Raw genomic sequence first — 21,346 nt, 5'->3', positions numbered from 1 at the left:
TCAGCTCCTTACTCGGCCAGGGCGATTGGCCCAATTTCATCGAACACATCGCCGGGGCCCGGGTTCTCTGGGTGGGTGCTGCCACCGAAGTGAGTCATGATGCCCCACACCGCGTTGAGCGAGGTTTGTACGGCGCCTTCGACCCACGCGGGCGTCCACGATACGTCGTCACCGGCGATGAAAATCCCGCGTTGTTCGGCGGGCATGTCTTTCTGCATGAAGTGCGCGTACATCCGCTGGTTGTAGCGATAGTGGCCGGGCAGTGCACCTTTGAAAGCCCCGAGGAAGTGCGGGTCGGCTTCCCAGGAAACCGTGATCGGGTCGCCGATGATGCGTGCCTTGATATCGACGTTGGGGTAGATCTTGTTCAACGCGTCCAGGGCCAGCTTCACCCGCTTGTCGATAGGCTGGGGAAGCATTTTCAGGGCGTCGCTCATCCACGAGTAGGAAAGGCAAATCACCCCCGGCTTGTCGTCGCCATTATCGAACAGATAGGTGCCGCGGGTCAGGCGGTCGGTGAGGGTCATGCTCATCAGGTCGCGGCCGGTTTGCGGGTCTTTGTCTTTCCAGAATGGGCGGTCAACCATCACGAAGGTTTTCGACGACTGCATGTAGCGCGTGCGGTCCAGGGCCATCCACATTTTTTGCGAGAACAAGGTTTCGTCGCATTCAATCTGGGTGGTCAGCAGCCAGCTTTGGCAGGTGGTCAGCACCGCGGCGTACTCGCGGGTATCACCGTAGTTGTCAGTGACGGCGAAACGGCCATCGGCCGCATGAGCAATGCGTTTGACCCCTGCCCGTGGTGCGCCTCTATGCAGCAAGCTGAGGCTGGTGCCGGCCGGCCAATGGGCGCAGCGCTCCGGCACATGACGCCAGATGCCCATGGGCACTTGCGCTACGCCGCCAACGACCAGGTGTTGATGGTCGTCGCAGTTGGTCATCACCACGCGGAAGATTTCCAGCATGGAGTTGGGGAAGTCCGAGTCCCAGCCGCCGGTGCCGAAGCCGACCTGGCCAAACACCTCGCGATGATGGAACGACAACTTGGCAAAGGCCTTGGAGGTTGCGACGAAGTCGTAGAAGGTACGGTCATCCCACAGCGGCACGAGCTTGTTCCACAGTTCTTTGAGCCGCGGTACATCACGGTCGCGGATCGCCTGCTGGATATCGCCGAACTGCGAGCCGGCTTCCAGTGCATCGGCCCAGGCATCGGCCACTTCCTGAAACAGCGCAGGCAAGTCGGAGAGTTTTTGTGCGTAGTGGGTCTGGCCTTCCAGATCAATCACAGTGCTGCCGGACGCCGGGGTCAGCGGGTTGGGAAAGGGTTTGGTTTCCAGCCCCAACTTGTCTACGTAATGGTAGAACGCCGTCGACGACACCGGGAAGCGCATCCCGCCCAGCTCGGCGATGATGCCTTCGGCGCCTTCGAAGGCCTGGGAGCGCAAGCGGCCACCCATCTTCGAGGCTTCATACACCACTGGCTTGAGCCCCAGCTTCATCAGCTCGTAGGCCGCGACCAAACCAGCGATACCGGCGCCCACGATCGCCACTTCGGCCCCATGGTTGGCGGCGGGAATACTGCCCAGCCCGGCGGGGTGCTCGATCCAGTCATCAAAGGCAAAGGGGAAATCCGGGCCGAAAATGGTGATGGGTTTCTTGCCGTCTGCTGGGTGACGATTGGTCTTGCTGATAGTGCTGGACGGAATGCTCATGGCTGACCTTACTGACGGCTCGGCGGGATATGGCCCGTTGAGTATAGGAAAAGATGGCAGCCAGTTTAGGGAGCGTAGCGCTCGTTAATAAGACGCAATGTGTCGTCGGATTGCGCTGATTTTTGTCAATATGACGAAGTGGTTGATCAGATTGGCTGTCCGCGATCCAATTTGTTGCTGAGGATGATCGAGGTGGTGGTTTTCTCCACACCGTCGACACTGCCGATCTGATCGAGCAGTTGGTCCAGTTGCTCCGGCGAATCGGTGCGCAGCCATGCCACGTAATCGAACTCGCCGCTGACCGCACACAACTGCTGCACCTGCGCCATGGCACTCAGCCTGCGCAGCACCTCTTTGCCTGAGCGTGGTTGCACGGTAATCCCCACATAAGCCTGCAAACCCCCATCCGCGACGCGCTGGCCCAAGCGTACGCCGTAACCGGTGATCACCTGGGTTTTCTCCAGGCGTGCCAGGCGTGACGTGACTGTGGTGCGCGCAATCCCCAGTTGCCGGGCAAGCATGGCCACGCTTTCGCGGGCATTGAGCTGCAGGGCGGCGATCAGTTGGCGGTCGATTTCGTCTAGGGCGGGCAAGGGGGGACTCCGGTGCGGGGGGTAATCGGGATTTATGTTACAGGCATGTGTGGCCGAGATGGCAGGCACGGAAGTTTTGAGCGTGGGCCGTTAGGGAGCTTAACGCTCCAGTGCATAAAAACTGACAGAAGTTTGCTGGTGAGACGGTCTACCTCGTTGTCATCATATTTTGTCTGGGGCCCGTTCAAGGTTGGACGGTCTTTTCATTGGTATGTTTTGTGTGTGTAAAAAGCGCGCTGCCCATTGGCAGTGTGTAATATACACACTGCAAGGTGGGGCGATGAGAAGTAGAGAGGTAATTGATCTGCTGGTTGCGGATGGATGGTTTGAGGTGGCGACAAAGGGCAGTCATCACCAGTTCAAACATCCTATAAAGCGGGGGCGAGTGACCGTCCCTCATCCCAAGTCAGAGATTGCCAAAGGCACTTTGCATAGTATTTTTAAATCAGCAGGGCTTAAGTGATGAGCCAGGCTGACGGTGAAGGAGCCCAGTGGGCTTGTTCAGAGGAGGAATGATGAAATTTCCAGTGGTAGTACATAAAGATGCTGATTCGGATTACAGCGTAACAGTCCCTGATGTACCCGGTTGCTTCTCGGCGGGCTCTTCGTTTTCCGAAGCGTTGGATAATGTACGGGAGGCGCTGGCGCTGCACCTCGAGGGGCTGGTTGCCGACGAGGAAACCCTTCCGCAGGCGCAAGAGGTTGATGCTCATCTCGAAAATCCGGACTACGCCGGTGGTGTCTGGGCGATTGTTGATTTTGATCTCGCGCCTTACTTGGGTAAGTCGGTACGGTTCAATGCTTCTTTACCCGAGCAGCTTCTACACCGGATTGACGAACGCGTGCAAAAAGATCATCGCTACGCTTCCCGATCAGGTTTTTTGGCGACGGCGGCGCTGCGTGAATTGTCCGCTTGAGTGAAATGCCAGATGCACAAAAGCCGCGCAATGCGCGGCTTTCAAGTTGGTGGGCCCAGCAGGACTCGAACCTGCGACCAAGGGATTATGAGTCCCCTGCTCTAACCAACTGAGCTATAGGCCCTCAGTAGGTCGCGGATTATAACGATGGTTTGTTCACTGTGCCATCCGAAAAATCCTCCAGCTTCGTACGAAGGAAGCTCGCGGCAAAAAGCTCCGGCGGCAGGGGCAGGCTGACGATGTAGCCTTGCATCTGTTCACAGCCTTCGGCGGCGAGGAATGTTTGCTGTGCGGGGGTCTCTACGCCTTCGGCAATGATGGTGAATTGCATGCTGTGGCCCAGCGCGATGATGGCGCGCACGATGGCGACGTCGTGGGGATCGTCGGGCAGGCCTCGAACGAAGGATTGGTCGATCTTGAGGAAGTCCAGGGGCAGGCGCTTGAGGTAGCTGAGGGACGAGTAGCCAGTGCCGAAATCATCGATCGCCAGCTGGACGCCCAAGCGTTTGAGTTGATGCAGAACCCCCAGGGCTTCTTCGGCCTGGCTCATGATGAAGTTCTCGGTGATCTCCAATTGCAGGCAGCCAGGTTCAAGGCGGTAATCGCGCAGCAGTTGTTCGATGCGTGACAACAGGTTGGGGTGACGCAGCTGCGCGCCTGCGAGGTTGACCGACAGTGGCCCGAAATCGTCGAAAGCCTCTTGCCAGGCGTGCAACTGCCGACAGGCTTGTTCCAGCACCCAGTCGCCAATCTGCAGGATCGTGCCGTTCTCTTCGGCCAGGGCGATGAAGTGTTCGGGCGGGACGTCGCCCAAGGTCGGGTGATGCCAGCGGATCAGGGCTTCGGCGCCGATCAACTCCTGGGTCAACAGGCTGCGCTTGGGTTGGTAATAGAGGCTCAGTTCTTCACGTTCGATGGCACGGCGCAGCTCGTGCTCCAGCGCTACGCGTTCATTGGCTTGGGCCGTCAAGTCGCGGGTATAGCTTTCGACACGGTTGCGGCCCTTGGCCTTGGAGCGATACATCGCAGCATCGGCGTTCTTGACCAGAGTGGCGACGTCGGTGCCATCCTGTGGGTAAAGGCTGGTGCCAATACTGGCGCTGATAAAAAACTCATGGTCACCGGCCTGGAATGGGGGTGTAAAGCAGTCGAGCAGTTTGTTCGCCAGATACTGGGCATCGCCGGCCTGCTGCAAGCCGGGCAGCAAGATGATGAATTCATCCCCGCCCAGGCGGGCAACGGTGTCGACGTCGCGCAGTTGCTGCTTGAGGCGTACGGCGATGTCTTTGAGCAGCAGGTCGCCGACCGGGTGGCCGAGGCTGTCGTTGATGTGTTTGAAACGGTCCAGGTCAAGAAACAACACCGCGCCTTGCCTGCCGCTTTCCTGCTGGCCGTTAAGGGCGGCCTGCAGTCGATTTTCAAACAGGGTGCGGTTGGGCAGACCGGTCAGCGGATCGTGGTGGGCCTGATAGTCCAGGCGTGCCTGGGCCAGCTTGAGGCTGGAGATGTCGGCAAACACGGCAACGAAGTGCGTGATCAATTGGTCGCGGTTACGCACGGCGCTGATGGTCAGCCAGCTTGGGTACACCTCGCCGTTCTTGCGGCGGTTGGAAATCTCTCCCTGCCAGTGTCCATGGGCCGTCAATTGGTGCCACATCGCCGCATAGAATGCGCTGTCATGCAGGCCCGAGGCGAGCAGGCTCGGGGTATGGCCGAGTGCTTCGATTTCGCTGTAGCCGGTGATCTCACTGAAGGCGCGATTGACGGCACTGATGTTCTGTCGTGTGTCGGTGATCAAAACGCCTTCAGCGGTGCTCTCGAATACCGTGGCGGCCTGTTGCAGTTTTTCCTGCATCTGCTGGCGTTCGGTGATGTCCCGAGCGATGGTCAGCATGCAGTCTTCGTCACCGATGGGCAGCGGGCGACTGGAGACTTCGCAGAGGCGAAGCTGGCCGTCGGCGCGACGGATATGGCAGATGAAATCACGCACGAAGCCGTCGCGCTGCATCAATTCCAGCATGTGCTTGCGTTCGTTGAGGTCGACCCAGATGCCCAGGTCCAGGGTTGATTGGTCGAGGGAAGAGGCGCTGGTGAATCCGGTCAGATGGCTGAAACCTTCGTTCACCTCAATCAATAGGCCATCCCTTTGGCGACTCAGCAGCAAGCCGTCGGGGGACGCATGGAACGCCTTGGCGAACTTCTCTTCGGAGGTTTGCAGTTGCTGTTGGGTTTCCTTGAGCTGGGTGATATCGCGCACTACCACCACCAGAGCTTCGGTGGTGTCGAGTTGGAAAGGCTCAGCTGAGATCAGCCCCGTAAACGCTTGGCCGTTGCTGCGCAGAAAGGACATTTCCAGGTTGCGGATACTGGTGGTCTGTACCCGCTGCAACAAATCCGGCCCGACGCCCTGAATGTCCCATATATTCAGATCTGAGGCGGCTTTGCCCACGACCTCGTCGGCGGTCAGGCCAATCTGGTCCTCGAATGCCTTGTTGACCTCCAGCAGGCAGCCATCGGATAGCCTGGCGATCACCAGAATGTCGGGGCATTGTTGGAACACCGACGCAAACTTCTGCTCGGACAGTTGCAGGGCTTCCTCCGTGCGCTTGGCTTCGCTGATATCGATCATCAGGCCGCGCAGCACTGGCTCATGGCCGTGTTCGATCAGGCTGACAATATCGCGCACCCACAGGCAACGGCCGTCCGCCGTGATGACCCGGTAATCGACGCTGTGATCACGATTGGCACGGGTTTCCCGGTAGCAATACGCTTCGGTGCGCGTGAGGTCGGCGGGGTGAATGATGTTGCGCCAGAAACCCGGAATCAGCCAGTGGGCGCGCGGATAGCCGAGCAAGTCTTCGGCATGGGGCGACACATAGCTGTAGGTGAAATCGCTGATGCTCGCTTCCCAGGCGATGGCGGACAAGCTCTCTACCAGGCCGCGATAGTGGTATTCGCTGCTGCGCAGTTCTTGTTCAAGGGCGACCCTGCGGGAGATTTCCGAACTGAGCCGGCGATTGATCCGAATGACCACCGCCAGCACGGTACTGAGCAACAATACAGCGGGCAGGCCGTACGTCAGCAGGTCGACCCAGAAGGTGCGGTGATCGGTGAAGCTGCCGACCCAATGTTGCTGGATCGCATCGGTTTCGGCTGAGCTAAGGTCGGCGAGGACTTTGTCCAGGATGCCCACCAGCATTTTCTGTTCCTGCGGGACGCCCATTGCCAATTGGTAGCGATAGGGCGTTTCGCCACTGACGTACAAGCCATCGAGCTTGAGTTGGCGCAGGCTCCAGACGCTGGATGCCAAGTCGCCGACGACTGCATCCACTTCATCGGTGGCCAGGGCTTGCAGCGTCGAACTGACGTTGGGCATCGCCACCAGATTCAGGTCCGGGTGGTGAGTGCGCAGCAATTCATGGGGCGCATAGTTTTCCACCACGGCAATTTTCAGCCCGTACAAACCCTTTAGGTTGCGTGGTTTCGCGCCGCCTTCATGGGCAAGGATGACAATGGGAAAGTCGAGGTAGGGGCGTGTAAAGGCCAGGTAGCTTTGGCGCTCCGGAGTGGACATGATGCCGGGTAGCAAGTCGAGCTGGTTGCTCCGGGCTTGTTCAAGTACAGCGGTCCAGTTTGCCGGTTCGATCAGCTTGATCCTGACACCCAGTCGGTCCTGGATCAGGCGCACATAGTCGGCAGCCAGGCCCTGGTAACGACCATTCTCATCACGGTATTCAAAGGGGGGCCAGGACGCGTCCACCCCAAGGCGAAGCTCCTGATGGTCCGCCAACCAGCTACGCTCATCCTCCGTGAGAGTCAACGCGCCAGCCGTTGCGGTCCAGGTCAGCAGCGACAGTAGCAACACGGTCGGCAATCTGGGCATAACGGTCTCGTTATGGCACGGGGAATAGTTCGAGTGTAGACGGGCATTTCAGGGGAGGGGTGTTGCGGGGAATTTTATCTGTGCAAAACAAAACCCCCGGCCTGGGCCGGGGGTTCTGGTATCACTCGTCGAGGAAGGAGCGCAGATGCTCGCTTCGCGTCGGGTGGCGCAACTTGCGCAGTGCCTTGGCTTCGATCTGACGGATCCGCTCGCGGGTCACGTCAAATTGCTTACCGACTTCCTCAAGGGTGTGGTCGGTATTCATGTCGATGCCGAAACGCATGCGCAGTACCTTGGCTTCACGGGCGGTGAGGCCGGACAGTACGTCACGAGTCGCTTCTTTCAGGCTCTCAACGGTGGCGACATCGATTGGCGACTGCATGGTCGAGTCTTCGATGAAGTCACCCAGATGGGAGTCTTCGTCATCACCAATCGGCGTTTCCATGGAGATCGGCTCTTTAGCGATCTTCAATACCTTGCGGATTTTATCCTCAGGCATTTCCATGCGTTCGCCCAGCTCTTCCGGGGTCGGTTCGCGACCCATTTCCTGCAACATCTGCCGGGAAATACGGTTGAGCTTGTTGATGGTCTCGATCATGTGCACCGGAATACGGATGGTGCGGGCCTGGTCGGCGATCGAGCGAGTGATCGCCTGACGAATCCACCAGGTTGCATAAGTCGAGAACTTGTAGCCGCGACGGTATTCGAACTTGTCTACCGCTTTCATCAAGCCGATGTTGCCTTCCTGGATCAGATCCAGGAACTGCAGGCCACGGTTGGTGTACTTCTTGGCGATCGAGATCACCAGACGCAAGTTCGCTTCAACCATCTCTTTTTTCGCGCGGCGGGCCTTGGCCTCACCGATCGACATGCGACGGTTGATGTCCTTGATTTCAGCAATCGTCAGACCGGTTTCGGTCTCAAGCGCAGTCAGCTTCTGCTGGCAGCGGATGATATCGGGCTGCAGGCGGCCGATGGCTTCGGCGTATTTCGCCTTGCCCTTGGCCAGTGCGTCGGTCCAGCTTTCGTCAACTTCGTTGCCCGGGAACTGGCGCAGGAAGTCGGTACGCGGCATACGGGCATCACGCACGCACAGCTGCATGATCGCACGCTCTTGTGCACGCAGACGCTCAAGGGCGCTACGAACGCGCTCGACCAAACCTTCGAATTGCTTGGGCACCAGCTTGATCGGCATGAACAGCTCAGCCAGCGCCACCAGCTCGGCAATTGCCTGCTTGTTGGAGCGACCATGCTTCTTCAGGGCCTTGCGGGTGATTTCCATTTGATCGGAAACCGCACCGAAACGCTGGGCCGCGACGATTGGGTCCGGGCCGCTTTCGACTTCATCTTCGTCGTCGCTGCTGGCTTCGGCGTCGTCGTCTTCGGCGTCGTCATCCGCTTTCGCGGCTTTGGCGTCGACAGGCGGCGGTACTTCGGCGGCAGGCGGCGCAATGCCGTCGTCCGGGTCGATGTAACCGCTCAGGACGTCGGACAGGCGGCCACCTTCGGTGGTGACGCGGGTGTACTCGGAGAGAATGTGGTCAACCGTGCCTGGGAAGTGCGCAATTGCGCCCATCACTTCACGGATGCCCTCTTCGATACGCTTGGCGATTTCGATTTCGCCTTCGCGTGTCAGCAGCTCGACAGTACCCATTTCACGCATATACATGCGCACCGGGTCCGTCGTGCGGCCGATATCGGTCTCTACTGCAGCCAGCGCGGCAGCAGCTTCCTCAGCGGCGGCCTCGTCGGTATCAGCGTCGGCCAGCATAAGGGAATCCTTATCTGGCGCGACTTCGAATACGTTGATCCCCATGTCGTTAATCATGCGGATGATGTCTTCCACCTGCTCTGGATCTGAAATATCCTCAGGCAGGTGGTCGTTGACCTCCGCGTAAGTCAGGTAACCCTGCTCACGACCAAGTGTGATCAACTCTTTGATACGAGACTGCTGTTGCGCTTTTCCGGACATAACACCCTATCCACTGAAGGTCTTGGCGGGCAAAAAACAAGCCGAGGATTATACCCGAGCTATGACCTCACACGCCAGCTGAGGTCGGGTTTGATGCGTAAACATTCTGTTTTAAGAGGTCGCGCATCTGTTTTGCTATCTGAATCTGCTCTTCAGCCGACAATCCCGGCTGCCTTGCTCTCTTAATGAGCTCATCGAGGGTCTGAGTGTGTTGACCCGCAGATAACCTATTAATGGTGTCTAAAAACTGTTGTTCAAGGTTGTCGCCGTCAATTAGCCACTCCTTTTCCGCCAATGCTTTCAATAAACGGCCTTGTTCCGTGCCGTGCCAGCGAGCCATCAGCTGGATTGAGTTTAGCTTGGGATTTTTCTGCACCGCCTCGATCAGGGCAATCAGCACCTGGGCGTAGGTGTTGCTTTCGTTGGCAAAGTGGTCGGCGCTTTCAACCTTGCCGGCCAGTTGTGGGTGATGAATCAGCGTACGCAGCGCAATAAGCGTCGGGGCTTCCACTGCTACGGGTGTGCGTGGAGCGTAGGCTTCATCGCGATCACCGCGCTTGCCATTTTTGCTCCAGGGTTTCTTGTCCCATTTCTTGCCGCCGGCCCCGGGCTTTTTCGGCGTCCACTCCTGTTGGGGGGCAAAGGCCTCCTGAGGCTGGTGAAAGTCGGCATAGTCCGGCATGGCGTCGTAATCCATGCCTGGATCGTAGGCTGGCGGCGCATCTTGCGGTGCGCTATGCACCAGCTGGCTCACGGCTTCGCCACTCAAACCGGTAATTTCCAGCAGGCGCTGGCGCATCAGCGTGCGCAAATTGGCGCCTGGCACCTTGTCGATCAATGGCGCAGCGAGGGTGGCCATATGAGCCTTGCCTTCGAGCGAGCGCGGGTCGGCTTCTTCGGTCAATTGCTGGAAAAAATAATCCGCCAGCGGCTGCGCATGTTGATTGATGCGCGCACGGAACGCGTCGGTACCCTCCGAACGGACCAGGGTATCCGGGTCTTCGCCTTCGGGCAGGAACAGGAAGCGTGCGCGGCGCCCGTCCTGCAGGCTTGACAGTGTGGCCTCAAGCGCACGCCAGGCGGCGTTACGGCCGGCCTGGTCGCCGTCAAAGCAGAACAGCACGCTGGGCACAACGCGGAACAGGCGCTTCAAATGCTCTTCGCTGGTGGCGGTGCCCAGGGTTGCCACGGCGTTGCGCAGACCTTGCTGGGCCAGGGCGATCACGTCCATATAGCCTTCAACCACGATGATTTCGTCGAGGTTGCGGTTGTTCTTGCGCGCTTCGAACAGGCCGTAGAGTTCCTGGCCCTTGTGGAACACCGGGGTTTCCGGGGAGTTCAGGTACTTGGGCTTGTCGTCCCCGAGTACGCGGCCACCGAAAGCGATGATGCGGCCACGGCTGTCGCGGATCGGAAACATCACGCGGTCGCGGAAACGGTCATAACGCTTGCCGGTCTCGGCGTTTTCTATCAGCAGGCCGGCATCGATCATGGCCTTTTGCTGCAGGGTGTCGCTGCTCAGGTGTTTGTACAGGTTGTCCCAGCCGGGCGGGGCGAAGCCGAGGCCGAAGTCGCGGGCGATTTCACCGGTGAGGCCGCGGCCCTTGAGGTAGTCAACGGCGGCCTTGCGCTGCGGATGGCTTTTAAGCGCCTGGCGATAGAAGTCGGCGGCCGCGGTCAGCAGCGGATACAGCGGCGAATCGGTGGGTTGCCGGGGTTTGTGCGGGCGGCCACTTTCTTCCCGGGGGATTTCCATGCCCGCGGCTTTTGCCAGATCCTCGACGGCCTGGGGAAAGTCCAGGTTGTCGTGGTCCATCAGGAAGCCGAGGGCGTTACCGCCAGCGCCGCAACCGAAGCAATAATAGAATTGCTTGTCGGGACTGACACTGAATGACGGCGTTTTTTCTTTATGGAACGGGCAGCAGGCGGTGTAGTTTTTGCCGGCTTTTTTCAGCTGTACGCGTGAGCTGACAACATCGACGATGTCGGTGCGGTTCAGAAGGTCGTCAATAAAGCTCTGGGGAATCAGCCCGGCCATGGCGTTCTCGTCATCACTGCGTGTAAATGAGGGCCCGTGAAGTGTTCAAGCGCACGTATGGAGTGCTTGATCATCATCGTCTGCATGGGTCTTCAGGAAGTGTATCTGCCGAATATTCACTGAGGGTAGTTTCTGATCAGTGTTCGGCATGGAAATGTTGCCCGGGCGTCCGGTCTTGGCCAATGGTGGGCCTCGGAAACGCATCGATGGGCACAGCCGATACAGTTGATCGCCTGCTTGAAGAATAGGTGTGCTCGTCAGTAGCCTTGTTAGGCTCGTCAGAAGAGACGTGCACCGCTGGCAAAAGAGCCAGCCCTGACGTGTGAAGCAGTGTCTCGGTCGCATGTGCGGCGTCGACGGTGAAGCATCAAGCGATATCCGCAAATGCCAACAGCCCGGCTGAGGGCCGGGCTTGGCAGAAGCTTGCTACGAACGTCTGTGTATTAGTACAGACGAACGGCGCGGCGCTGTTCGCGCTGAACTTTCTTGGCGTGACGCTTAACAGCGGCTGCTGCTTTACGCTTACGCTCAGAAGTTGGCTTCTCATAAAATTCGCGGCTACGAACTTCAGCCAGAACACCGGCTTTTTCGCAGGAGCGCTTGAAACGACGCAGAGCTACGTCGAAGGGTTCGTTCTCTTTTACTTTGACGGCTGGCATCCAGAGCTACCTTCTTTCATTACCGGGAATCAACGTTCTCGTCGCAAAAAATTCGCGGCTGAGGTCGTCGGTTTTTAAGGGTTGCGGATGTTAACCCCTCATTGGCCGGAATGCAAAGCCTCTGATCGAAAACCGCTAGTCGGGAGGGGGAGTGGCGACTATTATGCGCGCCTTCGAATTCAGCCTCTACAAGGCGCAAACCCATGCTAGTACTGGGACTTGAAACCTCCTGCGACGAAACCGGAGTCGCACTATACGACAGTGAACGCGGGCTTTTGGCCGATGCACTGTTCAGTCAGATCGACCTGCACCGCGCCTATGGCGGCGTGGTTCCGGAGCTGGCCAGCCGTGATCATGTCAAACGCATGCTGCCGTTGATTCGCCAGGTGCTGGATGAGGCCGGCTGTGTGCCGACCGAGATCGACGCCATCGCCTACACGGCAGGCCCCGGATTGGTCGGAGCCCTTCTGGTTGGGGCTTCTTGCGCCCAGGCACTGGCCTTTGCCTGGGGTATTCCCGCCCTTGGCGTGCACCACATGGAAGGCCATTTGCTGGCGCCGATGTTGGAAAAAACACCTCCAGAGTTCCCGTTCGTCGCTTTGTTGGTGTCGGGTGGTCATACGCAGTTGGTTCAGGTCGATGGAATCGGCCAATACACGCTGTTGGGCGAGTCCCTGGATGATGCCGCCGGTGAAGCGTTCGACAAAACCGCGAAGATGATGGGGCTTAACTATCCTGGTGGTCCGGAAATCGCCCGTCTGGCCGAGAAAGGCGTCGCCGGGCGCTACGTTTTCCCGCGTCCGATGTGTGATCGGCCGGGGCTGATGTTCAGTTTCAGCGGTTTGAAAACGTCCGCGCTGAATACCTGGCAGCAGAGCGTCAGCGCCGGGGACGACGGTCAGCAAGCCCGTTGCGACATCGCACTGGCGTTCCAGCAGGCCGTGGTAGAGACTTTGACCATCAAGTGCAAGCGCGCCCTCAAGCAGGCAGGTATGAAGCGGCTGGTGATCGCAGGCGGCGTCAGCGCCAATAAGGCGTTGCGCAGTTCGCTTGAAAAAATGCTCGGCGACATGCAAGGCCATGTGTTCTACGCCCGCCCGGAATTCTGCACTGACAACGGCGCGATGATTGCCTACGCCGGCTGCCAGCGCTTGCAGGCCGGGCAGCATGAAAGCCTGGCGATCAGCGTGCAGGCGCGCTGGCCGATGGAGCAGTTGCCGCCGCTGTAGGGCTTACGTGAACCGGTTTCGCCCGGCGTATTTAAAAATGCCGTTCGCGCCCGGCAAACAGGTCGCGTAGATTGCCGCGGTGGCGCCAGACGATCAGCAGTGTCAGCACGCTCATCGGCAGTAACGCCTGCGGTGCCTGCCAGGCCAACAGCGGCAGGGTAAGCGGGGTGGCAATCAGCGCGGCCAACGAGCTGGTACGGGTCAGGTAGAACGTCAGCAGCCAGGCGAGCATGGCCAGCAATGCTGCCGGTGGGTAGATGCCCAGCAGCATCCCGGCCGCGGTGGCGACACCCTTGCCACCGCGAAAGCGGAAGTACAATGGGAACAGGTGACCGAGGACGGCGCATATGCCCACCCAGGCCTGCTGTTGCAAAGTAAGGCCGGCAAGACTGGCGATCAGCACGGGCAGCAGGCCCTTGCAAACGTCGCCCAGCAGGGTCAGGACGGCAAGTTTCTTGCCGGCCAGGCGCAACATATTGGTGGCGCCGGCATTGCCTGAACCACTCATTCGCGGATCGGGATTTCCCGTCAGGCGGCTGAGCAAAATGGCGAAGGACAGCGAGCCGAGCAGGTAGGCGAAAATCGCCAGTGACCAAAACATGCTAACTATTCCGGGCGAGGACGCCCTGATTCTAACGGGGCATCGCGCCCTTGTCGTGCTGCGGAGAAGAGTGCTTGGACAGAGTGTTTATCGAAGGCCTGGAAGTGGACACCGTGATCGGGGCCTACGACTGGGAGCGCGGCATCCGTCAATGCCTGCGCCTGGACCTGAGCTTTGCTTGGGATAATCGCCCGGCCGCCGCGGGTGATGACCTGACCCTGGCGCTGGACTACGCCAGTGTATCCGCGCGTATCCAGGCCTTTGCCGAGCATTCCCAGTATCAGTTGGTGGAAACCTTTGCCGAGCGCCTGGCCGAAGTGCTGATGAGCGAATTCCAGATTCCCTGGTTGCACCTCAAGTTGACCAAGCCAGGCGCGGTGCCCGCTGCCAAGGGCGTGGGCGTGGAGATCGAGCGCGGATGTCGTTGACTCAGGTTTACCTCGGGCTTGGCAGCAACATCGAGCGCGAGAGCCGTCTATGTGCCGGCCTGGATGCGCTGGCAGGGTTCCTGACGCAGATGCGCTGCTCGGCGGTGTTCGAGAGCCAGCCGGTGGGTATCAAGAGCGGGCCGTTTTTCAACCTGGTGGTGTCGGCCTATACCGATATGCCGTTGTTAGAGTTGGATCGCCGACTGAAATTCATCGAGGCCGATAATGGCCGGTATGCGCCTGATCGCAAAGGCTTGCCGCTGGATATCGACGTGTTGCTGTATGGCGATTTGGTGGGTGATTTCGATGGATTGATCCTGCCACGGGCAGAAATCCTTAAAAACGCTTTTGTATTGTGGCCGCTGTCGATGATGGCGCCGGACCGTGTTCACCCTGAGGCGGGCAAGACAATGGCCGAGCTGTGGCGCGATGCGCAGATCGACCAGGTGCTGGCGCCTGTCGGCTTTGAGTGGCAAGGCCGACAACTTACACCGGACAATCTCCTGTAGGAGCCGAGCTTGCCACAAAGACCGTGACTACGGTGAAGGCTGTGCCTTGTAGGCGTTCAGCGCGTTCAGCCGTTCGCGCTTGAGCGCTTCTCCCAGCTCGGGGCCTTTGAAACCTTTTTCCAGCAGTGGTGCGACCGGTACTTCGCGTGCAGCCTTCGCCGCGCCGCGCAAATAATCCGCCTGTGGATAACTGCGCTGCTCAAGACCCTTGCGGCCCCGGGCATCCATTTCGCAGGCCATCACAAATTCTTCGAAGCGTTGCGGCCGGCGGTACACGTCAAAGCTTTGCAGCAACTCCAGCAAAGTCGAGGCTTTCAGCTCCAGCGCTCGATGCCCATGGGTATGATATTGCCCCACCAGCAAGGCCAGTTCCTGGCAATCCCTCGGTACCTTGAAGCGTTCGTTCACCGCCTTGATCAGCTTCAAGCCACGGTGCTCATGGGCAATATGCTGCGGCAACTTATCCACAGGCGTCAGGCCCTTGCCCAAATCGTGCAGCAGGCAGGCCCAGCGTACGGTCAGCGGCTGTTTGTGCAATGCAGCTTGTTCCAGCACGCTCAAGGTGTGTACGCCAGTATCTATTTCCGGGTGATGGGCTTCGGGTTGCGGTACGCCGAACAGGGCATCTACCTCCGGTATCAGGGTTTTCAGCGCATCGCAGTCGCGTAGCACCTGGATGAAAACCTGTGGCTGATCCTCCATCAGTGCGCGGGAGATTTCCTTCCAGCTGCGCTCGGGGGTAAGGGCCTCCAGTTCGCCGGACTCACTGAGCTGGCGCATCAATTCCAGCGTCTCGGGTGCGACCTTGAAACCCAGGTGTGCATAACGTGCGGCAAAGCGGGCGACGCGCATTACTCGCAGAGGATCTTCGGCGAACGCGGGGGAAACATGACGCAAAATGCGCGCTTCAAGATCGCGTTGGCCGTGATAAGGGTCGGTCAGGGTTCCGTCATCGTCTTCTGCCATGGCATTGATGGTCAGGTCGCGACGAATCAGGTCTTCCTCCAGCGTGACATCGGGGCTCGCGTGAAACACAAAACCACCGTAGCCTCGGCCACTCTTGCGTTCGGTGCGGGCGAGGGCGTACTCATCGCCGTTTTTCGGATCGAGAAATACCGGGAAATCGGCCCCTACGGGCTTATAGCCTTTGGCGAGCATCTCTTCGGTGGTTGCACCTACGACGACACGGTCGATATCGGTGACCTTGATGCCCAGCAGGCGATCACGCACCGCACCGCCGACTTTGTAGATTTTCATGAAAAAGCCTCCATTAGCGGCACAGGATAACGCCTGTGCCTGAGCAATGGAGGCTTTGCTGTTTCAGAGATGAACGACGGCCATGTCCAAGCGGCCGTAGTCGTTGTCGTTATGATCGCTGCGCGGGGGCACATGATGGGTTTTCATCACCTGATCGCCTTGCAGGGTCTCCAGGTGGATGTCAAACCCCCACAGTCGGTGCAGGTGCTTGAGCACTTCCTCGGTGGAATCGCCCAACGGCTTACGGTCGTGTTGCTGATGACGCAGGGTGAGCGAACGGTCGCCGCGCACATCGATGCTGTAGATCTGCACGTTGGGCTCGCGGTTGCCCAGGTTGTATTGGGCGGCCAGGGTTTCGCGAATGATGCGGTAGCCGGGTTCATCATGGATGGCCGGGACCACAAGGTCGTCTTTCAGGTCGTCATCCAGAATGCTGAACAGCTTGAGGTCACGAATCACCTGAGGTGACAGGTACTGCAGGATGAAACTCTCGTCCTTGAAGCTGCTCATGGCGAACTTGATGGTCGACAACCAGTCGCTGCCAGCGATCTCCGGGAACCAGCGACGATCCTCCTCGGTGGGGTGTTCGCACATGCGACGGATATCGCGGTACATGGCAAAGCCCAGGGCATAGGGGTTGATGCCGTTGTAATACGGGCTGTCGAAGCCGGGTTGGAAGACTACGCTGGTGTGGGACGTGAGGAACTCCATCATGAAGCCGTCCGTGACCAGGCCCTCGTCGTACAGGTCGTTCATCAGCGTGTAGTGCCAGAATGTTGCCCAGCCTTCGTTCATCACCTGTGTTTGGCGCTGCGGATAAAAATACTGGGCGATCTTGCGCACGATACGCACAATCTCACGTTGCCAAGGCTCCAGCAGCGGGGCGTGTTTTTCCAGAAAATACAGGATGTTTTCCTGGGGTTCGGCGGGGAAGCGTGCATTGTCCTTGTCGTTGTTTTTGCCGGCGCGCTTGGGAATGGTGCGCCACAGGTCGTTGATCTGTTTCTGCAGGTGCTCCTCGCGTTCCTTCTGGCGCAGGCGCTCTTCCTCGGCTGAAATCGGATAGGGACGCTTGTAGCGGTCGACCCCGTAATTCATCAGTGCATGGCAGGAGTCCAACAGGTCTTCCACCGCATCAATGCCGTGTCGTTCTTCGCATTGCATGATGTACTGCTTGGCAAACACGAGGTAATCGATGATTGAGCTGGCGTCGGTCCAGGTTCGAAACAGGTAGTTGCCTTTGAAGAAACTGTTATGTCCATAGCAGGCATGAGCCACCACCAGCGCCTGCATGCAGATGGTGTTTTCTTCCATCAGATAGGCGATGCACGGGTCGGAGTTGATCACGATCTCGTAGGCCAGGCCCATCTGGCCTCGCGTATAGGACTTCTCGGTGCTGAGGAAGTGTTTGCCATAGGACCAGTGGTGATAACCCAGCGGCATGCCCACCGAGGCATAGGCATCCATCATTTGCTCAGCGGTGATCACTTCAATCTGGTTGGGGTAAGTGTCCAGGGCATAACCTGCCGCAATACGGCTGATCTCCCGGTCATAGGCCTGGATCAGTTCAAAGGTCCACTCGGAGCCAGTGGATAGGGGTTGGCGCTTGTTCTCTTTTTTGGCGGTCATGTCACTAACCTGCGCTGGAAGAGTTCACGGAAGACCGGATAGATATCGCCGGCCGAGACCAGTTGCTGTTGGGCGAACGTGTCGGCAAAGGCTTCGCCGATGCGCTCGTATTCGAACCACAGGGCCTGATGCTCACGGGGGGTGATTTCAACATAGGTGTAGTACTGCACGAACGGCATGATCTGGTTGATCAGAATGTCGCGGCAGATCGGCGAATCGTCGTTCCAATTGTCGCCATCCGAAGCTTGTGCAGCGTAGATGTTCCATTCGTTGGCAGGGTAGCGCTCGGCCATGATTTCCTGCATCAGCTTCAAGGCGCTGGATACGATGGTGCCGCCGGTTTCCCGCGAATAAAAAAACTCTTCTTCATCCACTTCCCGTGCGCTGGTGTGATGGCGAATGAAGACTACGTCAATCTTGTCGTAGTTCCGTTTCAGGAACAGGTACAGCAGGATGAAGAAACGCTTGGCGATGTCCTTGGTGGCCTGGGTCATGGAGCCGGAGACATCCATCAGGCAGAACATCACGGCCTTGGAGCTGGGGTTGGGTTGCTTGACCAGCAGGTTGTATTTCAAATCAAAGGTGTCGAGGAACGGCACGCGGTGAATGCGTGCGCTGAGTTTCTCGATTTCTGCCTCGATTTCCTGGATATCGCCGAAGTTGTCTGGTTCTTCACGCTTCAAACGCGCCAGCTCTTCCTTGGCCGCCTTCAGTTTTGCGCGGCTGCTGCCCGAGAGGGCGATGCGTCGTGCATGGGCTGAACGCAAAGTGCGGATGATGTTGATGCGCGAGGGGTTGCCCTCGTTGCTGATCCCGGCGCGTACGGTCTTGAACGTGTCGGTGCCGGTCAGGTTGCGCTTGACCAGGTTGGGCAACTCCAGGTCTTCGAACATGAATTCGAGAAATTCCTCCTGGGTGATCTGGAACACGAATTCGTCCATGCCTTCGCCGGAATTACCGGCCTTGCCCGGACCTTTGCCGCCACCGCCGCCTTGTGGGCGCTGGATGTGTTCGCCGGTGGTGAATTCCTTGTTGCCGGGGTGCACGACGGTCTGTTTGCCGCCGCGCCCGTGGTGAAGCACGGGCTCGTCAATGTCCCGGCCGGGAATGCTGATTTGCTCGCCATGCTCCATGTCGGTAATGGAGCGGCGGCTGACGGCTTCTTCTACGGCCTTTTTGATGTGGTCACGGTAACGCCGCAGGAAACGCTGGCGGTTTACCGTGCTCTTGTTCTTGCCATTAAGGCGTCGGTCGATCACATAGCTCATGGGGAGCCCTCCGGGCAGCTTCACGTTACAAGCTTCAAGCCGCGAGCTGGAAGCTTAGAGACAAGCGGTCAGCCGCCAGGCCGGATGCCTGGCAGCGTTGGCTTGTCGCTGCCTTACTGCGATTTACGCACCCGCAAGTACCACTCGGAGAGCAGTCGTACCTGTTTGTCGGTGTAGCCGCGCTCGACCATTCGTGTGACGAAGTCGTTGTGTTTTTGCTGATCCTCCTTGCTGGCCTTGGCATTGAAGCTGATGACCGGCAGCAGATCCTCGGTGTTGGAGAACATTTTCTTTTCGATGACCACCCGCAGCTTCTCGTAGCTGAGCCAGGTGGGATTCTTGCCATTGTTGTTGGCACGGGCGCGCAGTACGAAGTTGACGATTTCGTTGCGGAAATCCTTTGGGTTGCTGATGCCGGCCGGTTTCTCGATCTTCTCAAGCTCTTCGTTGAGCGCCACGCGATTGAGGATTTCGCCGGTTTCCGGATCGCGGTACTCCTGGTCCTGAATCCAGAAGTCGGCGTACAGCACATAGCGGTCGAAGATGTTCTGACCATACTCGCTGTAGGACTCAAGGTACGCGGTCTGGATTTCCTTGCCGATAAACTCGATGTAGCGCGGTGCCAGGTATTCCTTGAGGAAGCGCAGGTAGCGTTCGCGGGTTTCCGCCTGGAATTGCTCCTGTTCGATCTGCTGCTCCAATACATACAGCAGATGCACCGGGTTGGCGGCGATCTCGTGGGGGTCGAAGTTGAAGACCTTGGACAGGATCTTGAACGCAAAGCGTGTCGACAGGCCATTCATGCCCTCATCGACGCCCGCTGTATCGCGATACTCCTGGATCGACTTGGCCTTGGGGTCGGTGTCCTTGAGGTTCTCGCCGTCATACACCCGCATTTTCGAATAGATATTCGAATTCTCCGGCTCCTTGAGGCGCGACAGTACGGTGAACTGGGCGAGCATCTTCAACGTGTCGGGTGCGCAGTGGGCCTTGGCCAGGGAGCTGTTGAACAGCAGCTTGTCGTAAATCTTGATCTCATCGCTGACCCGCAGGCAGTACGGCACCTTGACGATATAGATCCGGTCGATGAAGGCTTCGTTGTTCTTGTTGTTACGGAAGGTGTGCCATTCCGATTCATTGGAGTGGGCCAGCAGGATCCCGGTGAACGGAATCGCGCCCAGGCCTTCGGTGCTGTTGTAGTTGCCTTCCTGGGTAGCGGTGAGCAGTGGGTGGAGCACCTTTATCGGCGCCTTGAACATCTCCACGAACTCCATCAAGCCCTGGTTGGCCCGGCACAGCGCGCCGGAGTAGCTGTAGGCGTCAGCGTCGTTCTGTGGGAATTCTTCGAGTTTGCGGATATCGACCTTGCCCACCAGTGCAGAAATATCCTGGTTGTTTTCGTCGCCCGGTTCGGTCTTGGCCACGCCGATCTGGTTGAGGATCGACGGGTAGAGTTTCACTACGCGGAATTGGCTGATATCACCGCCGAACTCGGCCAGGCGCTTGGTGGCCCAAGGCGACATGATGGTGTTGAGGTAGCGCCGCGGTATACCGAAGTCTTCTTCGAGAATCGCGCCATCTTCCGTGGCGTTGAACAGGCCCAGGGGCGACTCGAAGACCGGCGAGCCCTTGATCGCGTAGAAGGGCACCTTCTCGATCAACTGCTTTAGCTTTTCCGCCAGGGACGACTTGCCGCCGCCGACTGGCCCGAGCAGGTAAAGGATCTGTTTCTTCTCTTCCAGGCCTTGGGCGGCATGGCGGAAGTAGGAGACGATCTGGTCGATGCATTCTTCCATGCCATGGAAGTCTTCAAAGGCCGGATAGCGGCGGATCACCTTGTTGGAGAATATTCGCGACAGGCGCGAATTGTTGGCGGTTTCCACCAGCTCCGGCTCGCCGATCGCCAATAGCAGGCGTTCGGCGGCAGAGGCATAGGTGCTGCGGTCCTGCTTGCACAGCTCGAGATACTCTTGAAGCGTGAGTTCTTCCTGCTGCGTGGACGCGAAGCGTTGTTGGAAGTGGCTAAAGATACTCATGACGTCGTCACCTCGCTCGATACGTGGAGCCGACGCCGGATCAATCAGCGGATGCTGGCAGTCATTGACACGCGCCAATGGCTGTTTTCCCCCCAGAACACCCTGAAACGCTACCGATGACCCGTACGCCGGTGTACCGGCTCTCCCCTGATTCGGATGGCCTGCGCTTAAGGATAGTTCGGAATCCGGGAGGTCAAGGCGCGATGCGCAATTAGTTTGGCTGCGCCGTTCGTCAGAAACGGCGCAAGCCCAAGCGTCACGCGGGGTAGCGGGGTGTGAAAAAAATTATTGCGAATCGCCTTCGGAAATTTCCGAAGGGTAGGTCCCACGCCACAGCTCAAAGCCGCCGTCCAGGCTATAGACGTCGGAGAAGCCCTGGCTGACCAGGTAAGCGGCCGCGCTCTGGCTGGAATTGCCGTGGTAGCAGGCTACGATCAGCGGCGCATCGAGGTCGGCGGCGCGGATGAAGTCGGCGATGTTGACGTTGTCCAGATGCTTGGCGCCGGGGATATGAGCTGCCGCATAGGTAGGCTGGTCGCGGATATCGACGACCACCGCGCCTTGCTCGCGCAGCGCTTGGGCTTCTTGGGGAGGGATACGTTTGAATTCGGTCAT

At 58.5% G+C, this 21,346-nt stretch carries 17 protein-coding genes and 1 tRNA gene; 5 read left to right on the top strand and 13 right to left on the bottom strand.

The features are described 5' to 3' along the window. Positions 1 to 8: 8 nt before the first annotated feature. Together E4P00_RS08920 and E4P00_RS08915 are read right to left on the bottom strand one after the other, a co-directional pair. Entirely contained in the window at positions 9 to 1,691 is a 1,683-nt protein-coding gene (locus tag E4P00_RS08920; RefSeq protein WP_032881195.1) for an NAD(P)/FAD-dependent oxidoreductase, read from the bottom strand. 167 nt (positions 1,692 to 1,858) lie between these two features. Next, positions 1,859 to 2,305 carry an Lrp/AsnC family transcriptional regulator gene (locus E4P00_RS08915; protein ID WP_003194755.1) on the bottom strand — a complete coding sequence of 149 codons (447 nt, stop codon included), beginning with the start codon at positions 2,303 to 2,305 and terminating at the stop codon, positions 1,859 to 1,861. A 280-nt stretch (positions 2,306 to 2,585) separates the two neighbouring features. On the opposite strand from E4P00_RS08915, the gene E4P00_RS08910 reads away from it, so the two are divergent. Together E4P00_RS08910 and E4P00_RS08905 are read left to right on the top strand one after the other, a co-directional pair. Next, a complete protein-coding gene (locus E4P00_RS08910; protein ID WP_082629601.1) occupies positions 2,586 to 2,768 on the top strand; it encodes a type II toxin-antitoxin system HicA family toxin in 183 nt (60 codons plus the stop codon). A 52-nt stretch (positions 2,769 to 2,820) separates the two neighbouring features. Continuing rightward, entirely contained in the window at positions 2,821 to 3,222 is a 402-nt protein-coding gene (locus E4P00_RS08905) for a type II toxin-antitoxin system HicB family antitoxin (RefSeq protein ID WP_216090387.1), read from the top strand. Positions 3,223 to 3,269: 47 nt separating this feature from the next. On the opposite strand, the gene E4P00_RS08900 is transcribed toward E4P00_RS08905, so the two are convergent. From E4P00_RS08900 to rpsU, 5 genes are all read right to left on the bottom strand, one after another. Next, positions 3,270 to 3,346, bottom strand: a tRNA-Ile gene (locus tag E4P00_RS08900). Positions 3,347 to 3,361: 15 nt separating this feature from the next. Further along, a complete protein-coding gene (locus E4P00_RS08895) occupies positions 3,362 to 7,105 on the bottom strand; it encodes a bifunctional diguanylate cyclase/phosphodiesterase (RefSeq protein ID WP_216090386.1) in 3,744 nt (1,247 codons plus the stop codon). A gap of 121 nt (positions 7,106 to 7,226) precedes the next feature. Beyond that, the gene (gene rpoD, locus E4P00_RS08890) at positions 7,227 to 9,077 is read right to left on the bottom strand and encodes an RNA polymerase sigma factor RpoD (RefSeq protein ID WP_005792068.1); all 1,851 of its coding nucleotides are present in this window, start codon (positions 9,075 to 9,077) and stop codon (positions 7,227 to 7,229) included. 67 nt (positions 9,078 to 9,144) lie between these two features. After that, positions 9,145 to 11,115 carry a DNA primase gene (gene dnaG / locus E4P00_RS08885; protein ID WP_005792066.1) on the bottom strand — a complete coding sequence of 657 codons (1,971 nt, stop codon included), beginning with the start codon at positions 11,113 to 11,115 and terminating at the stop codon, positions 9,145 to 9,147. 443 nt (positions 11,116 to 11,558) lie between these two features. Then, a complete protein-coding gene (gene rpsU, locus E4P00_RS08880; protein WP_002551877.1) occupies positions 11,559 to 11,774 on the bottom strand; it encodes a 30S ribosomal protein S21 in 216 nt (71 codons plus the stop codon). A gap of 203 nt (positions 11,775 to 11,977) precedes the next feature. On the opposite strand from rpsU, the gene tsaD reads away from it, so the two are divergent. Then, positions 11,978 to 13,003, top strand: a complete 1,026-nt coding sequence (tsaD, locus tag E4P00_RS08875) for a tRNA (adenosine(37)-N6)-threonylcarbamoyltransferase complex transferase subunit TsaD (protein WP_005792063.1) — start codon at positions 11,978 to 11,980, stop codon at positions 13,001 to 13,003. 31 nt (positions 13,004 to 13,034) lie between these two features. Here the strand turns inward: tsaD and plsY are convergent, their stop codons facing one another. Next, a complete protein-coding gene (gene plsY, locus E4P00_RS08870) occupies positions 13,035 to 13,604 on the bottom strand; it encodes a glycerol-3-phosphate 1-O-acyltransferase PlsY (RefSeq protein WP_005792062.1) in 570 nt (189 codons plus the stop codon). Between the two features lie 74 nt (positions 13,605 to 13,678). Here plsY and folB point away from each other — a divergent pair, with 74 nt between their 5' ends. Further along, positions 13,679 to 14,032 (top strand): dihydroneopterin aldolase, encoded by a 354-nt coding sequence (gene folB / locus E4P00_RS08865; protein WP_032879173.1) that lies wholly within the window; start codon positions 13,679 to 13,681, stop codon positions 14,030 to 14,032. Next, entirely contained in the window at positions 14,023 to 14,541 is a 519-nt protein-coding gene (folK, locus tag E4P00_RS08860; RefSeq protein WP_248131210.1) for a 2-amino-4-hydroxy-6-hydroxymethyldihydropteridine diphosphokinase, read from the top strand. Before folB ends, folK begins: the two co-directional genes overlap by 10 nt. 27 nt (positions 14,542 to 14,568) lie before the next feature. Here the strand turns inward: folK and E4P00_RS08855 are convergent, their stop codons facing one another. From E4P00_RS08855 to glpE, 5 genes are all read right to left on the bottom strand, one after another. Further along, positions 14,569 to 15,798 (bottom strand): multifunctional CCA addition/repair protein, encoded by a 1,230-nt coding sequence (locus tag E4P00_RS08855; protein ID WP_248131208.1) that lies wholly within the window; start codon positions 15,796 to 15,798, stop codon positions 14,569 to 14,571. A 63-nt stretch (positions 15,799 to 15,861) separates the two neighbouring features. Then, positions 15,862 to 17,427 carry a SpoVR family protein gene (locus tag E4P00_RS08850; protein WP_005792056.1) on the bottom strand — a complete coding sequence of 522 codons (1,566 nt, stop codon included), beginning with the start codon at positions 17,425 to 17,427 and terminating at the stop codon, positions 15,862 to 15,864. Then, the gene (locus tag E4P00_RS08845) at positions 17,424 to 18,695 is read right to left on the bottom strand and encodes a YeaH/YhbH family protein (protein ID WP_032879178.1); all 1,272 of its coding nucleotides are present in this window, start codon (positions 18,693 to 18,695) and stop codon (positions 17,424 to 17,426) included. The genes E4P00_RS08850 and E4P00_RS08845 overlap by 4 nt, the downstream gene beginning before the upstream one ends. Positions 18,696 to 18,808: 113 nt before the next feature. Then, positions 18,809 to 20,731, bottom strand: a complete 1,923-nt coding sequence (locus tag E4P00_RS08840; protein WP_003194732.1) for a PrkA family serine protein kinase — start codon at positions 20,729 to 20,731, stop codon at positions 18,809 to 18,811. A gap of 285 nt (positions 20,732 to 21,016) precedes the next feature. Beyond that, the gene (gene glpE, locus E4P00_RS08835; protein ID WP_032879179.1) at positions 21,017 to 21,346 is read right to left on the bottom strand and encodes a thiosulfate sulfurtransferase GlpE; all 330 of its coding nucleotides are present in this window, start codon (positions 21,344 to 21,346) and stop codon (positions 21,017 to 21,019) included.

Origin of the sequence: Pseudomonas sp. B329, assembly GCF_023127835.1 — a bacterium.
GTDB classification, from domain to species: Bacteria; Pseudomonadota; Gammaproteobacteria; order Pseudomonadales; family Pseudomonadaceae; genus Aquipseudomonas; species Aquipseudomonas synxantha_A.
Note: the sequence above shows the minus strand (reverse complement) of the source record. Positions and strands in the feature narration are given on the sequence as shown.

Excerpts from the sequence above, each read along its gene's own strand:
- plsY (WP_005792062.1), bottom strand. The coding sequence starts at position 13,604 with ATGTTTTGGTCACTGGCGATTTTCGCCTACCTGCTCGGCTCGCTGTCC.
- dnaG (WP_005792066.1), bottom strand. The coding sequence starts at position 11,115 with ATGGCCGGGCTGATTCCCCAGAGCTTTATTGACGACCTTCTGAACCGC.
- E4P00_RS08895 (WP_216090386.1), bottom strand. The coding sequence starts at position 7,105 with ATGCCCAGATTGCCGACCGTGTTGCTACTGTCGCTGCTGACCTGGACC.
- tsaD (WP_005792063.1), top strand. The coding sequence starts at position 11,978 with ATGCTAGTACTGGGACTTGAAACCTCCTGCGACGAAACCGGAGTCGCA.
- rpoD (WP_005792068.1), bottom strand. The coding sequence starts at position 9,077 with ATGTCCGGAAAAGCGCAACAGCAGTCTCGTATCAAAGAGTTGATCACA.
- glpE (WP_032879179.1), bottom strand. The coding sequence starts at position 21,346 with ATGACCGAATTCAAACGTATCCCTCCCCAAGAAGCCCAAGCGCTGCGC.
- E4P00_RS08850 (WP_005792056.1), bottom strand. The coding sequence starts at position 17,427 with ATGACCGCCAAAAAAGAGAACAAGCGCCAACCCCTATCCACTGGCTCC.
- E4P00_RS08840 (WP_003194732.1), bottom strand. The coding sequence starts at position 20,731 with ATGAGTATCTTTAGCCACTTCCAACAACGCTTCGCGTCCACGCAGCAG.
- folK (WP_248131210.1), top strand. The coding sequence starts at position 14,023 with ATGTCGTTGACTCAGGTTTACCTCGGGCTTGGCAGCAACATCGAGCGC.
- E4P00_RS08855 (WP_248131208.1), bottom strand. The coding sequence starts at position 15,798 with ATGAAAATCTACAAAGTCGGCGGTGCGGTGCGTGATCGCCTGCTGGGC.
- E4P00_RS08910 (WP_082629601.1), top strand. The coding sequence starts at position 2,586 with ATGAGAAGTAGAGAGGTAATTGATCTGCTGGTTGCGGATGGATGGTTT.
- rpsU (WP_002551877.1), bottom strand. The coding sequence starts at position 11,774 with ATGCCAGCCGTCAAAGTAAAAGAGAACGAACCCTTCGACGTAGCTCTG.
- E4P00_RS08905 (WP_216090387.1), top strand. The coding sequence starts at position 2,821 with ATGAAATTTCCAGTGGTAGTACATAAAGATGCTGATTCGGATTACAGC.
- E4P00_RS08845 (WP_032879178.1), bottom strand. The coding sequence starts at position 18,695 with ATGAGCTATGTGATCGACCGACGCCTTAATGGCAAGAACAAGAGCACG.